Annotated in this window: 15 protein-coding genes; 11 read left to right on the forward strand and 4 right to left on the reverse strand. The window is 54.1% G+C overall.

The window, feature by feature from the left end; genetic code table 11:
• Positions 1 to 50: 50 nt before the first annotated feature.
• Positions 51 to 392, reverse strand: a complete 342-nt coding sequence (locus BN2684_RS20180) for a winged helix-turn-helix transcriptional regulator (protein ID WP_058303896.1) — start codon at positions 390 to 392, stop codon at positions 51 to 53.
• A 133-nt stretch (positions 393 to 525) separates the two neighbouring features.
• Between BN2684_RS20180 and BN2684_RS20185 the strand changes: the two genes are divergently transcribed.
• Positions 526 to 1,311, forward strand: coding sequence for an amidohydrolase family protein (locus tag BN2684_RS20185; RefSeq protein WP_058304654.1), 786 nt, complete (start codon positions 526 to 528; stop codon positions 1,309 to 1,311).
• An 82-nt stretch (positions 1,312 to 1,393) separates the two neighbouring features.
• On the opposite strand, the gene ilvA is transcribed toward BN2684_RS20185, so the two are convergent.
• From ilvA to nudC, 3 genes are all read right to left on the reverse strand, one after another.
• Positions 1,394 to 2,659: a threonine ammonia-lyase IlvA gene (gene ilvA, locus BN2684_RS20190; protein WP_058303897.1), complete on the reverse strand. Its 1,266-nt coding sequence runs from the start codon at positions 2,657 to 2,659 to the stop codon at positions 1,394 to 1,396.
• Between the two features lie 467 nt (positions 2,660 to 3,126).
• On the reverse strand, positions 3,127 to 3,741 hold the full coding sequence (locus tag BN2684_RS20195; RefSeq protein ID WP_058303898.1) for a chorismate mutase family protein: 615 nt from the start codon (positions 3,739 to 3,741) through the stop codon (positions 3,127 to 3,129).
• A gap of 13 nt (positions 3,742 to 3,754) precedes the next feature.
• Positions 3,755 to 4,651, reverse strand: coding sequence for an NAD(+) diphosphatase (gene nudC, locus BN2684_RS20200; protein WP_316245534.1), 897 nt, complete (start codon positions 4,649 to 4,651; stop codon positions 3,755 to 3,757).
• Positions 4,652 to 4,904: 253 nt separating this feature from the next.
• Here nudC and BN2684_RS20205 point away from each other — a divergent pair, with 253 nt between their 5' ends.
• The 10 genes from BN2684_RS20205 to BN2684_RS20250 all read left to right on the forward strand — a co-directional run bounded on the left by BN2684_RS20205 (position 4,905) and on the right by BN2684_RS20250 (position 12,006).
• Complete coding sequence (locus tag BN2684_RS20205; RefSeq protein ID WP_058303900.1) at positions 4,905 to 5,270, forward strand: putative DNA-binding protein; 366 nt, start codon at positions 4,905 to 4,907, stop codon at positions 5,268 to 5,270.
• Between the two features lie 70 nt (positions 5,271 to 5,340).
• Positions 5,341 to 6,723, forward strand: a complete 1,383-nt coding sequence (gene ffh / locus BN2684_RS20210; RefSeq protein ID WP_058303901.1) for a signal recognition particle protein — start codon at positions 5,341 to 5,343, stop codon at positions 6,721 to 6,723.
• An 89-nt stretch (positions 6,724 to 6,812) separates the two neighbouring features.
• Positions 6,813 to 7,085, forward strand: a complete 273-nt coding sequence (gene rpsP / locus BN2684_RS20215; protein WP_058303902.1) for a 30S ribosomal protein S16 — start codon at positions 6,813 to 6,815, stop codon at positions 7,083 to 7,085.
• A gap of 24 nt (positions 7,086 to 7,109) precedes the next feature.
• Positions 7,110 to 7,340: a KH domain-containing protein gene (locus BN2684_RS20220; RefSeq protein WP_058303903.1), complete on the forward strand. Its 231-nt coding sequence runs from the start codon at positions 7,110 to 7,112 to the stop codon at positions 7,338 to 7,340.
• A 125-nt stretch (positions 7,341 to 7,465) separates the two neighbouring features.
• Positions 7,466 to 7,981 carry a ribosome maturation factor RimM gene (rimM, locus tag BN2684_RS20225; protein ID WP_058303904.1) on the forward strand — a complete coding sequence of 172 codons (516 nt, stop codon included), beginning with the start codon at positions 7,466 to 7,468 and terminating at the stop codon, positions 7,979 to 7,981.
• A 1-nt stretch (position 7,982) separates the two neighbouring features.
• A complete protein-coding gene (trmD, locus tag BN2684_RS20230; protein WP_058303905.1) occupies positions 7,983 to 8,786 on the forward strand; it encodes a tRNA (guanosine(37)-N1)-methyltransferase TrmD in 804 nt (267 codons plus the stop codon).
• A 269-nt stretch (positions 8,787 to 9,055) separates the two neighbouring features.
• A complete protein-coding gene (rplS, locus tag BN2684_RS20235; RefSeq protein WP_187385785.1) occupies positions 9,056 to 9,427 on the forward strand; it encodes a 50S ribosomal protein L19 in 372 nt (123 codons plus the stop codon).
• Between the two features lie 110 nt (positions 9,428 to 9,537).
• Positions 9,538 to 10,128, forward strand: coding sequence for a signal peptidase I (gene lepB / locus BN2684_RS20240; protein ID WP_058303907.1), 591 nt, complete (start codon positions 9,538 to 9,540; stop codon positions 10,126 to 10,128).
• 53 nt (positions 10,129 to 10,181) lie between these two features.
• The gene (gene ylqF, locus BN2684_RS20245) at positions 10,182 to 11,060 is read left to right on the forward strand and encodes a ribosome biogenesis GTPase YlqF (protein WP_058303908.1); all 879 of its coding nucleotides are present in this window, start codon (positions 10,182 to 10,184) and stop codon (positions 11,058 to 11,060) included.
• A 283-nt stretch (positions 11,061 to 11,343) separates the two neighbouring features.
• Entirely contained in the window at positions 11,344 to 12,006 is a 663-nt protein-coding gene (locus BN2684_RS20250; RefSeq protein WP_082652095.1) for a ribonuclease HII, read from the forward strand.
• The last annotated feature ends 45 nt before the right edge of the window (positions 12,007 to 12,051 follow it).

Here is a 12,051-nt window from a genome sequence, read left to right on the forward strand (position 1 = left end):
TCGGCTCTAATCCAATCGGATTTTACCTGCGGATAAGGCGGTATCGCCTCTTATTCCATCAACTCGACCCGGCTCTGTTTCTCTCCCCACGCGCACATTTCCTGAACGAGCGGCAACAAGCTTTTTCCTTTTGGGGTAAGGGAATATTCCACCTTTGGCGGCACTTGGGGATACTCGCGGCGCTCGATGATTGACTCGTTTTCAAGCTCCTTCAGCTGCGAGCTCAGCATTTTATGGGTGATCCCGTCAATGTTTCTCTTGATGACGCCATAGCGGACGGTACCCATGCAGGCGAGCAGGTAGATGATTTTCAGCTTCCACTTGCCGCTGATCACCGCTAAGGTGTATTCGAACGGCTCTTTGTTTCCGACGTAGCAGAGGGTATCAGCCATGATCGACACTTTCCTTTCCGATAGTATCATACAAAATAGTGCATACTGGTCATTCAGAAGGGACGAGGCGTACAATAGGAGCCGAAACAGCCGGTATCCATCCATGAAGCGGCTGTTCGGAAAGGGGATTCTTATGATTATTGACGGTCATTCCCATGTCACGCTGCCTCTAGAGCAGCACATCGAGGAGATGGACCGGTGCGGCGTAGACCGAACGGTTCTGTTCTCCACTTCCATTCATCCCGAGACCGCGACTACGGTTGAAGAGATCCGAAATGAAATGGCAGAGCTCGGCAAAATATTGTCCGGTCAAAAGTCACAGACGGAAGCGAGGACACGTGCTCTTCAGGAGCTGCTGCAGGCGGTTCGAAGCTATCCCGACCGGTACATCGGATTCGGCAACGTGCCTATCGGGATGACGCAGGAGGAAACCGACCGCTACATCGAAAAGAACATTGTCGGAAACGGGCTAGCGGGAATGGGGGAGTTTACGCTCGCAAGCGGAAGTGTGGCGAAGTTAACACCGATTTTTCGATCATCTACCGGTTTCGGTTCGCTTCCGATCTGGATTCACGCCTTCCATCCGCTTCATTTGAAGGATATCCAGGATATCGCAGAGCTTGCCGCTCGGCACCCCTCTGTTCCTGTCATAATCGGGCATCTGGGAGGTTTTTTTTGGATGGAGACGCTGGATCTCGTCAAGACGATTCCAAACCTTTACCTCGATACATCCGCTTATTACTCGACCCTCGTTCTCAAGATCGCCATCCATGAGCTTCCCGAAAAATGCTTGTTCGGAGTGGATCGGCCGTATGGAGATCTCGAGCTCGCGCTGGAAGCCTTCCGGAAGCTGTGCGGGGACGAGGCGATCGCGAGAGCGGTGATGGGCGAGAACATGCTCGGCATCCTGAACCGATAATGGAGGAAAGAAAGAGCCTTACCGGAGGTTGGACCAAAGCAGTCAGCTTCGCGGGAGGCTCTTTCGTTGTTCAGATAGCCGATCAAATGAGCTGCTGAAATAGAATCGGATCTTCGTTGAGCTCCCGGAAGGGATACCCTTTGCGGTTCATCCGTTCGAGGAGCGGCTCATAATCGTCACGGTATTTGAGCTCGATGCCGACGAGGGCCGGTCCGTTGTCTTTGTTGTTCTTCTTCGTATATTCGAACAGCACGATATCGTCATTCGGACCGAGCACATCCACCAGGAATTCGCGGAGAGCTCCTGCCCGTTGAGGAAATTGGACGGTAAAGTAATGCTTCAGCCCTTCGTAGATCATCGAGCGCTCCTTAATCTCCTGCATGCGGTCGATGTCATTATTGCCGCCGCTCACAATGCAGACGACATTCTTTCCCTTGATTTCATCCCGGTAGAAGTCGAGTGCTGCAATGGGCAGGGCTCCGGCCGGTTCGGCCACGATGGCATTCTGGTTGTACAGCTCGAGAATGGTCGTGCACACTTTGCCTTCCGGGACGAGGGTGATGTCATCGACGACTTCCCGGGCGATTTTGAAATTGAGGCTGCCGACCCGTTTTACCGCCGCGCCGTCCACAAACTTCTCGATGGTATCCAGGGTGACGACTTCCCCATGCGCAAATGATTCTTTGAGGGAAGCCGCCCCTTCGGGTTCAACCGCAATGAGCTTCGTGTGCGGGCTGATCGCTTTCACATAAGCACCGATCCCCGAGATGAGCCCGCCGCCGCCGACCGTAACAAACATGTAGTCGATGGGAGCCTGCATGTCTTCCATGATCTCCATGGCGATGGTTCCGTTGCCCGCTACAATCCGCGGGTCATCAAACGGATGAACGAAGGTCATGCCGGTTGCCTCGCAGGTTCTCATCGCTTCCGCAAACGCATCGTCGAACGTGTCGCCGGTCAGGATGACTTCCACATTCGATCCGCCGAAAAAGTTCACCTGGGTCACCTTTTGCCGGGGAGTCGTGCTGGGCATGAAGATTTTGCCTTGAATGCCGAGAGCCTGGCAGGAATAAGCCACCCCTTGAGCATGGTTGCCCGCGCTTGCGCAGACGATTCCCTTTTCCCGTTCCTCTGCCGTGAGTGAACGGATGCGATGATAAGCCCCGCGAATCTTGAAGGACCGTACGACCTGCAGGTCTTCCCGTTTCAAATAGACGTTGCAGCCGTATTTGCCAGACAGAAACGAGTCCCGTATGAGCGGCGTCCTCTTGATGACATCCTTCAACATATGATGCGCGTAGACGATTTCCTGCATACCGACACGTTCGTCGGGCTGTGCTCCCACCATGAATATCCCATCCTTCTCGCAAAATAAAAAAGTCCCGTCCACCTAAAGCGTGTTCGCAAGCCCATGAAACGGTCGGGTTTGCAAACACACTCTAAAGGGACGAGACGGGCTTCTCGCGGTACCACCCTTGTTCCGCGTGGAGATGATGCCGGGCTACGATAGACGAATCGGAGACCCGCTCCTGTGCGGCGCTTGGAGCGCTGTTGTGAGCGCGGGTCCGGTAACGGAGGACCAACCGTCAGAGCTTACTTGAACAATCGGGATGATTCGGCTTAAAAGGCCTCTACCCGAGTGCGTTCAGCTCTGCTTCTCCGAGAGGATATCCGGCGGGTCCAGCCATTGGCTCGCAGCAGGCGCCAACTCTCTGGAGGCGGGGGGTTCCGGCGGTGTTGCTCTCTTCGCGGAATTCACTACATCACTTGTATTATTACCAGTTATACCGTGATGTCAGCTTCCTTGTCAAACCGTTATGAAAAGAATACGGGTTTATCCAAAACGATCTCTCTCGACTTCGGCATTTCATACGAATAATCAGGTACAAGGTGGAACGAAATCCCGTCCAGCTTGTCCGGCAGAGGAGGGGAGATGAGAAACCGCAAGGATGCGGAAGCACCAGCGCCTTGATGCCCATAGGAACGGGTCTCATAGTCTTCCGATCCCCGGATTTCCATGCTAAGTCGAGGGAAGACGGTTATGGATTGATCGTCGGTTTCCGGTAAATAGCTTACCTCAATGTGGGCGTAGCTCACATTCTCATGGTTCATGACATGAGTGAAAAAGTATTCGCAATCCTCTTGCGCAGTCTTCTTGAGTACGGGAACAATGCCGGTCAGGTTGCCCTCCGTGGAAGGAAATATCATTCTGCGCGAGGAGCTTTGGAAGGTTTGAAAGAGCCAGCGGATTCGCTCCGGCTGCATCTCAAACCGGTTCGCCCAAGCTTGAATCTGGTCTTCCGGAGGGAAGATGAGCTCACTGCCTGCCGCTATTTTCCTCGCTTGGATAAGCTCCAGCAGCTTCTCGTCGATCTGCCGGATTTCATCTGAATATTCGTATGGAAAACCGATTAACGTGGACCAACTCATGAGCGAACCTCCTCTAACTGAATTGATGCGAATACTCATCCTTGAACCAGTCGAGCATCTTGCGAGCGATGCTGACCCGAGGCGGAATATGCGGCAGATGGTCGGCGTCGAACCAATCCGCCTCGACGATCTCTTCTCCGTCAACCGTGATGTCCCCGCTCTCATAATCGGCAAGAAAGCCGATCATCAGGGAATGGGGGAATGGCCACTGCTGGCTTCCGAAATAGCGAAGATTGCGAACCTCCACTCCGACTTCCTCGCGGATTTCGCGCTTGACGCCATCCTCCAAGGTTTCACCCGGTTCTACGTAACCGGAGACAAGACCGAACATCGTTTCGGGAAAATGTCGGGCTCGCGCAAGCAGAACCTGGTTCCCCTTCAGGATGGCGGTGATGACGGCGGGAGCCAGCCGGGGGTAGTACGAGATTCCGCAGGAAGGGCAGAGCATGGTATGCTCCTTCTTGGAACGAACGGTTGGAGTGCCGCATGTTCCACAGAAGCGATGAGTGCGTGCCCATGCGACGATCTGAACCGCTCTGCCGGCCAAATGAAATAGCCCTTCGCTCATTCGTTCATACAAGCCCCTCAAGGCTTGAAACTGATAAGAAGCAGGGAGTGTGCTAAACTCTCCCGTGAATGGCGCCGTGTAGCAAGGGACCCCCTGCCAAGTGCCTAAATAATGGGTGGTCTCCTGCGAAATCCCCCAGTCGGTGACCGCTTTGGCACAAGTCGCAAGAGGAAGCTCGACCTTTTCTCCCTTTTCCTGAACCAGCAGCTTGTCCTCATAATAGAGGAACCATAATGCTTCTGCAGCGCTGTCGTGATCAGGCTCTACCGCAGGTACATAATGATTATAAATGCTTTCTCTTTTCTGTCGAATGGGAAGGACCCTCTCTTGAATTACTGGGATTGATGGGCGTGGTTATGAATGGGCTCTCTTCATGGATACGCGATTCTTCAGTTCTGATTATGGGAATCTGACAAAACCCGTTCATCAAGCGAATGATTCATCAAGAATACCAAATGGATGAGTGATCTTCAAAGCTGATCGAAAATATTTCTGGGTGACAACGTTTCGTCGTTGACATTCATCCCGTATTCGGGTAAACTGTTCAAGGTTAAAGATGTGTAAAGGTTTTTTTCTTTACGGGGAGGTAGTCTGCATGTCCTCGGACAATGTGCTGGAGAAGACGACCCGAGTGAATCTGCTGTTTGACTTTTACGGACCCCTGCTCACCGAGAAGCAGCAAACCTTCCTTACCTGTTATTTTCTCGATGATCTCTCCTTGGGCGAGATCGCCTCGGAATTTGCGATTAGCCGGCAGGCGGTCTATGAGCACATCCGCCGTGCGGAGGCAACGCTGGAATCCTATGAGGAGAAGCTAGGCCTCGCAGCCAATCACGAGCGGCGAACGGAGCTGCTCGACAGCCTGAAGGAGTCTCTTGCCGTTTGGGACCCCCATGAAGGCGATATGGCTAAGCAGCAGGCTCTCGCTTGCATCGAGCAATTGGAACAAATCGAAGACTAGACCGTAGTACTTCTATTATAGAGCATGAAGATTCGAGCATGAAGACGAACCCGAAAGAGGAGGTGTGGCGATGGCGTTTGAAAGTTTGTCCAACCGACTGCAAAATGTGTTCGGCAAGCTCCGCGGGAAAGGCAAGCTCACCGAAGACGATGTGAATGAAGCCCTCCGCGAAGTGCGTCTGGCCCTCCTGGAAGCGGACGTAAATTTCAAGGTTGTCAAAGAATTGATCGGCAAAATCAAGGAACAGGCCATCGGGCAGGAAGTCATGAAGAGCTTTACGCCCGGCATGGTCGTCATTGATATCGTCAACAAGGAACTGACCGCTCTCATGGGCGGTACCCAAAGCAAGCTAGCCCGCTCGAACCGCCCTCCCACGGTCATCCTGATGGTCGGTTTGCAGGGCGCGGGGAAGACGACGACAACCGGCAAGCTGGCACGGCTTTTGCAAAAGCAGAATCATCGCCCGCTGCTCGCCGCTTGTGACATCTACCGTCCCGCCGCCATCAAGCAGCTGCAGGTGCTGGGAGAGCAGCTCAAAGTTCCGGTGTTCACGATGGGCGACAAGACAAGCCCGGTGGAGATCGCGAAGAACGCCTTGCAGCATGCGAAGGACAACGGCAACGATTACTTGATCGTGGATACGGCAGGCCGTCTTCACATCGATGAAGCCTTGATGGAAGAATTGAAGGATATCCGGGAGACGATTTCTCCCGATGAAATCCTGCTTGTCGTCGACGCCATGACGGGGCAGGATGCCGTCAATGTGGCGGAGAGCTTCAACAAGCAGATGGAGCTGAGCGGCGTCATCCTGACAAAGCTCGACGGAGATACCCGCGGCGGTGCGGCGCTGTCCGTCAAAGCCGTCACCGGCTGCCCGATCAAGTTCGTCGCAACCGGCGAGAAATCGGATGCGCTGGAGCCGTTCTATCCGGATCGGATGGCTTCGCGGATTCTTGGCATGGGCGACGTGCTCACCCTGATCGAGAAAGCCCAGGCCGGCATTGACGCCGAGAAGGCGAAGGAGATGGAGCGCAAGATGCGCACCGCCGAGTTCACCTTCGACGATCTGATCGACCAGATGGAGCAGGTCAAGAAGATGGGGCCGCTCGATGAGCTCATGAACATGATTCCCGGCATGAGCAAGATGAAGGGCATGCAGGACATGAAGGTGGACGACAAGCAGATCGGGCGGGTCACCGCCATCGTCCATTCGATGACCAAGCAGGAGAAGTCGCATCCGGAGCTTCTGAACGCCAGCCGCCGCAAGCGGATCGCGAGCGGCAGCGGAACGACGATTCAGGAAGTCAACAAGCTGATCAAGCAATTTGACGATATGCGCAAGATGATGAAACAGTTTTCCGGCATGATGGGTCCGGGCGGCAAAGGCTTCAAGAACAAGGGCAAAGGCCCGCTCGGCAAGATGGGCAAAAACTTCCGATTCCCCTTCGGCTGATCACCATCTAGCTGAACGAGATCGCGTTGGTTACAATTCCGCAGCTTATGCTGCGTCAGGTTATTCTAGTAAGGAGGTGAATTTTAATCATGGCAGTTCGCATTCGCTTGAAACGTATGGGTGCTCACAAAGCTCCTTTCTACCGCGTTGTTGTCGCTGAATCCCGTTCGCCCCGCGACGGTCGCTTCATCGAAGAAATCGGCACGTACAACCCGCTGACGAAACCGGCTACGGTTACCCTTGACGAAGAGAAAGCGCTGAAGTGGCTCCAAACCGGAGCTCAAGCTTCCGATACCGTCCGCAGCCTGTTCAGCAAGGCTGGCATCATGACGAAATTCCACGAATCCAAACTCCAGAAGTAACCGTACCCGGTTGGAGGAATGCCCATGAAGGATCTAGTGACCGTGATCGCGAAAGCGTTGGTTGACCATCCGGAAGATGTGCGTGTGAACGAAGTGGAAGACAAATATGGCATCGTCTACGAGCTGACGGTGAATCCTTCCGATATCGGCAAGGTCATCGGCAAGCAAGGGCGCATCGCCAAAGCTCTCCGCACGGTCGTCACTTCTGCGGCTGTGAAGGAGAACAAACGCGTGTCTGTGGAGATCATATCCTAACGGATAGAGACCCGGACCGCAGCAGCAGGGGAGTCTGTTTCCGGCAAACCGGGCAGGCTCTTTGTCACTTTCTGGCACGACAATCCGGACGGGTCAAGCTCCGTCCAATCATTCAGGGAGGTTACATGGAAGAGAAACTGTACAATGTTGGCAAAATCGTCAATACCCACGGCATTCGCGGAGAGCTGAAGCTGGTCTCGCAGACCGATTTCCCCGATATCCGATTTCAAAATGGGAGCGAGCTCATTCTGCTCGGGCCTTCTGGAGAACAACTTCCCGTGACCGTGGAGTCGGGACGTCCGCAAAAAAATGTCTGGATGGTCAAATTTAAGGAATTTGCCGACATCAACGCAGCGGAGAAGGTCAAGAACTGGGATGTGAAAGTCCGCGGAGAAAATCTCGTCGATCTCGAGGACGGGGAATACTACTATCATGAGATCATTGGCTGCCGCGTGTTCACGGAAGAAGAAGAGGATCTCGGCACGATCAAGGAAATCCTCACGCCGGGAGCCAATGATGTGTGGATTGTAAAGATGCCGAATGGCAAAGAGCTTCTGCTTCCTTACATTGATGAAGTGGTCCTGAGCGTGAATGTGGTGGACAAGCGGGTGACCGTTCGTCTCATGGAGGGACTCCTGTAAGATGAGAATCGACGTACTGACGCTGTTCCCGGAGATGTTCGAGGGCGTCTTCGGAGCGAGCATACTCGGCAAAGCTCGGGAGAAGGGGCTCGTACAGGTGAACACGGTCAACTTCCGCCGCTATTCGACCAATAAACATAATACCGTAGACGATTATCCCTTTGGCGGCGGTGGCGGGATGGTCTTGAAGCCGGAGCCGATCTTTGCGGCAGTGGAGGACTTGCTCGCTCAGAATGCGGATGATCGCGAAGGGGAGAAGCCCCCCCGCATCATTTTGATGTGTCCGCAGGGAGAGCCCTACACCCAGAGCAAAGCGGAAGAATTCGCCGCCGAGGATCACCTGATCTTTATTTGCGGCCATTATGAGGGCTATGACGAGCGCATTCGCGAGCATCTGGTGACCGACGAGTTGTCCATTGGAGATTATGTGCTCACCGGGGGAGAGCTGCCGGCGATGGTCGTGATCGACAGCGTGGTGCGGCTTCAACCGGGAGCGCTTGGCAACGAGACCTCGGCGGTCACGGATTCCTTCAGTACGGGGCTATTGGAATATCCCCATTATACGCGTCCAGCCAGCTACCGGGAGTGGAACGTACCGGAGGTCCTGATCTCCGGGCATCACCGGAATATCGATGCCTGGCGGCGAGAGCAATCGCTCCGTCGCACTTGGGAGCGGCGTCCCGATTTGCTTCCCTCCGCCGGTCTTACGGCCAAGGAGCAGCAGCTGGTGCGGAAGTGGGAGCAGGAGCGGAAGCTCACTTCAACGCCAGTTGACACTTCCGATACGGACCGCGAGCACGTGTAAGGGGACCCAAACGTCAACAAGCGGCCGGATGCGGTCATTCGATTCCCTCCAGCCGCTTGTTTGCGACGGCTCCACCTTTATCCTGTACATGACTTGACGAGGATTTCTCACCGCTTATCGGTTCCGGCCCCTTTTGACTTTCTATGGCTTTCTTCGAAGGAAATATTGTCTTTTTCGGGCGGATATGCTATCATGATTCGTGTTGTGGTTTTTTAATCCGGTGGTCCTCTGCGCCAACACATTTGGATATTGACATCTTGGAGAGCGCCATGAACACCTGTGGGGAAGGAGGGAATCCTGTGAATTTGATTCAAGAGATTACGAAGGAACAGCTTCGCAAAGACATTCCGAGCTTTCGCCCTGGCGATACGCTGAAGGTCTACGTGAAGGTTATCGAGGGTTCTCGCGAGCGGGTTCAGCTTTTCGAAGGCGTTGTAATTAAACGCCGCGGCGGCGGAATCAGCGAAACGTTTACCGTTCGCAAAATCTCCTACGGAGTAGGCGTTGAGCGTACGCTTCCGCTGCACTCCCCGAAGATTGAGAAAATTGAAGTGGCTCGCCGCGGTAAAGTCCGCCGTGCGAAACTGTACTACTTGCGCGGCCTGCGCGGTAAAGCAGCTAGAATTCAAGAAATCCGCTAAAACGACCAAGGGGCTTGTTATTGTAACAAGCCCCTTTTCGTTGGTAGAAATCCGCACTGGTTAGTCGTAAACGATGACTGCATTCGATGAGGAGAAAGAGAGGCCCCGCCATGGAGTTGGACGAGAAGGACGAGAATACCCAACCGGTCAAGCCTGCTGCAAAGAGTGAAGTCTGGGAGTGGACCAAGGCCATTCTGATCGCCGTGGTACTGGTCATCGTCATTCGGGTTTTCATATTCAAGCCGTTTATCGTTGATGGACCTTCGATGCAGCCGAACTTTTTTACCGGCGAACGGCTGATTGTCAGCGAATGGATCTATCATCTGCGTAAACCCCATCGTGGAGAAGTGGTCGTCTTCCATGCTACCGAGGATAAGGATTATATCAAACGTGTGGTCGCCTTGCCCGGTGAAACCGTTGCGATCTCCGGAGGCAAGGTGCTTGTTAACGGAGAGCCGTTGGAGGAGCCTTACATAGCCGATGCGGTCAAACGGTACAAAGAAGAGACGAATGGCAATTATAATGCGGATTTTCCAGAGGAAACCGTTCCGGAAGGTTCGGTCTTTGTCTTGGGAGATAACCGCGTCGACAGTACGGACAGCCGGATTATCGGTCCTGTCAGCTACAAGAAAATTATCGGTCGGGCGGATATCGTCTTCTGGCCTTTGAACAAAATAACGATAGTCAACCATAAGAATTAACCGGACAGGCTTGCACATACGCCTTTTCCGGCAGTCAGGGAGAGGTGAACCGCTTGACCATTCAATGGTTTCCCGGTCATATGACGCGTGCGCGCCGTCAAATTGAAGAAAAATTGAAGCTGATCGATCTGGCGATTGAGCTCCTCGATGCCCGTGTTCCTTTGTCGAGCCGCAATCCCATGATCGACCAGATCTTGAAGGGCAAGCCCCGGCTCGTGCTCTTGAACAAGCAGGACTTGGCCGATCCGAAGACGACCTCCGACTGGGTCGAATACTTCAAGGAGCAAGGGCTTGAAGCATTGCCCATCGACGCCAGCAGCGGCACGGGAGTGAGGGAGCTCGTTCCCAAGAGCCGCGCGCTGCTTGCCGAGAAGATCGAAGCCCAACGGGCCAGAGGGGTTAATCCCCGTTCGGTGCGCGCGCTCATCGTAGGCATCCCCAACGTGGGGAAGTCCACCTTGATCAACCGGCTAGCTGGAAGGAAGGTCGCGATCACCGGAGACAAACCCGGTGTAACCAAGGGGCAGCAGTGGATCAAGACCCAGGACGGCCTGGATCTGCTGGATACGCCGGGAATCCTGTGGCCCAAGTTCGAGGATCAAGCGGTAGGCGTGAGACTGGCGGCGACCGGTGCGATCCGCGATGAGGTGCTGCATGCTCAGGACGTTGTGTTCTATACGCTGAAATATTTGGCTCCGCATTATGCGGGAGAGTTGAATGAGCGCTATCAGCTCGGGATCGAGCCAGATAAGCTTGATCTGGACAATCCGGACGATGTGGTCGCCCTGATGGAAGGCATCGGCCGCAAGAGGGGCTGTCTGATCAGCGGAGGCCGTGTCGACCTGGAGAAGGCTTCACAGCTGTTCCTGCGGGATCTGCGCGACGGCAAGCTCGGCCGAATCAGTCTGGAGCATCCGGGGGAGCTTGGATAAGCTGAGTTCTTAATAAGAATGGCCCGTTTCTCAAGGGCCGCCGATCAGGCGGGCATCCAGGAGGAACGGGCTTTTCATTATGTTGGTCGGCTTCTTAGATCGCTTCAAAATCGCGAAGAAGAGCTTCGTTGTTTTCCTGTTATTCATAATGTCTCAATAGATAGCTGCTGAAGATAGAGCGTATTGACCGTGTCTTTGATATCGTCCAGACTGTTTTTCTAGTATAATACGAGAATCGAAGATTAGGGAACCCTTGCGAATCCCGACAGGAGAGAACGAGCGAATGAAACGAACGGAAGAGACGACGATCGATCTCTTGGCATACGAAAAGGATTTGTGGAAGCGCGACGACGTTCACCACATTGCTGGAATTGACGAGGTGGGAAGAGGTTGCTTGTTCGGGGATGTCGTGGCGGCGGCAGTGGTGTTGCCGAAAGGTCTCGTGCTCGAAGGAGTCAATGATTCAAAGAAGCTGACCGCGAAGAAGCGCGACGAACTGTTTGATTTGATAAGGGAGCAAGCGATTGCCTATGGGATCGCGGCGGTCTCGAGCGAGATCGTCGACCGGATCAACATCAAGCAGGCAGCTCGGCTTGCCATGAAGCAAGCTCTGGAGCAGTTGGCACCGCAGCCGGATTATCTTCTCGTCGATGCGGAAAAGGTGGATTCTCCCTTGCCGCAGCTTGCCATCATTCACGGGGATGCCTGCAGCCAATCGATAGCAGCCGCGTCGATTCTAGCCAAAGTCACACGCGACCGCATGTGCCTCGAATGGGATAAGCAGTATCCGGAATACGGAATCGCCGTACATAAAGGCTACGCAACGAAACTGCATCGGGAGCAGTTGAAGGCGTTCGGACCGACCCCGCTTCATCGGGTCAGCTTCTTGAAGAACTTGTTTGCGGAGATGGAAGCCGAGCAGCAGGAATTTCAATTGGACCTCTGAAAAGGGACAGCTTCTGCCGATAACTTATCTATCGGACATGATGCG

The sequence above is a fragment of the Gorillibacterium timonense genome, from assembly GCF_001457415.1.
In the GTDB taxonomy this organism is placed as follows: domain Bacteria; phylum Bacillota; class Bacilli; order Paenibacillales; family NBRC-103111; genus Gorillibacterium; species Gorillibacterium timonense.

Bases quoted from the DNA above. Each gene is read 5' to 3' on its own strand.
- BN2684_RS20180 (WP_058303896.1), bottom strand. From the start codon at position 392: ATGGCTGATACCCTCTGCTACGTCGGAAACAAAGAGCCGTTCGAATAC.
- BN2684_RS20185 (WP_058304654.1), top strand. From the start codon at position 526: ATGATTATTGACGGTCATTCCCATGTCACGCTGCCTCTAGAGCAGCAC.
- ilvA (WP_058303897.1), bottom strand. From the start codon at position 2,659: ATGGTGGGAGCACAGCCCGACGAACGTGTCGGTATGCAGGAAATCGTC.
- BN2684_RS20195 (WP_058303898.1), bottom strand. From the start codon at position 3,741: ATGAGTTGGTCCACGTTAATCGGTTTTCCATACGAATATTCAGATGAA.
- BN2684_RS20205 (WP_058303900.1), top strand. From the start codon at position 4,905: ATGTCCTCGGACAATGTGCTGGAGAAGACGACCCGAGTGAATCTGCTG.
- ffh (WP_058303901.1), top strand. From the start codon at position 5,341: ATGGCGTTTGAAAGTTTGTCCAACCGACTGCAAAATGTGTTCGGCAAG.
- rpsP (WP_058303902.1), top strand. From the start codon at position 6,813: ATGGCAGTTCGCATTCGCTTGAAACGTATGGGTGCTCACAAAGCTCCT.
- BN2684_RS20220 (WP_058303903.1), top strand. From the start codon at position 7,110: ATGAAGGATCTAGTGACCGTGATCGCGAAAGCGTTGGTTGACCATCCG.
- rimM (WP_058303904.1), top strand. From the start codon at position 7,466: ATGGAAGAGAAACTGTACAATGTTGGCAAAATCGTCAATACCCACGGC.
- trmD (WP_058303905.1), top strand. From the start codon at position 7,983: ATGAGAATCGACGTACTGACGCTGTTCCCGGAGATGTTCGAGGGCGTC.
- rplS (WP_187385785.1), top strand. From the start codon at position 9,056: ATGAACACCTGTGGGGAAGGAGGGAATCCTGTGAATTTGATTCAAGAG.
- lepB (WP_058303907.1), top strand. From the start codon at position 9,538: ATGGAGTTGGACGAGAAGGACGAGAATACCCAACCGGTCAAGCCTGCT.
- BN2684_RS20250 (WP_082652095.1), top strand. From the start codon at position 11,344: ATGAAACGAACGGAAGAGACGACGATCGATCTCTTGGCATACGAAAAG.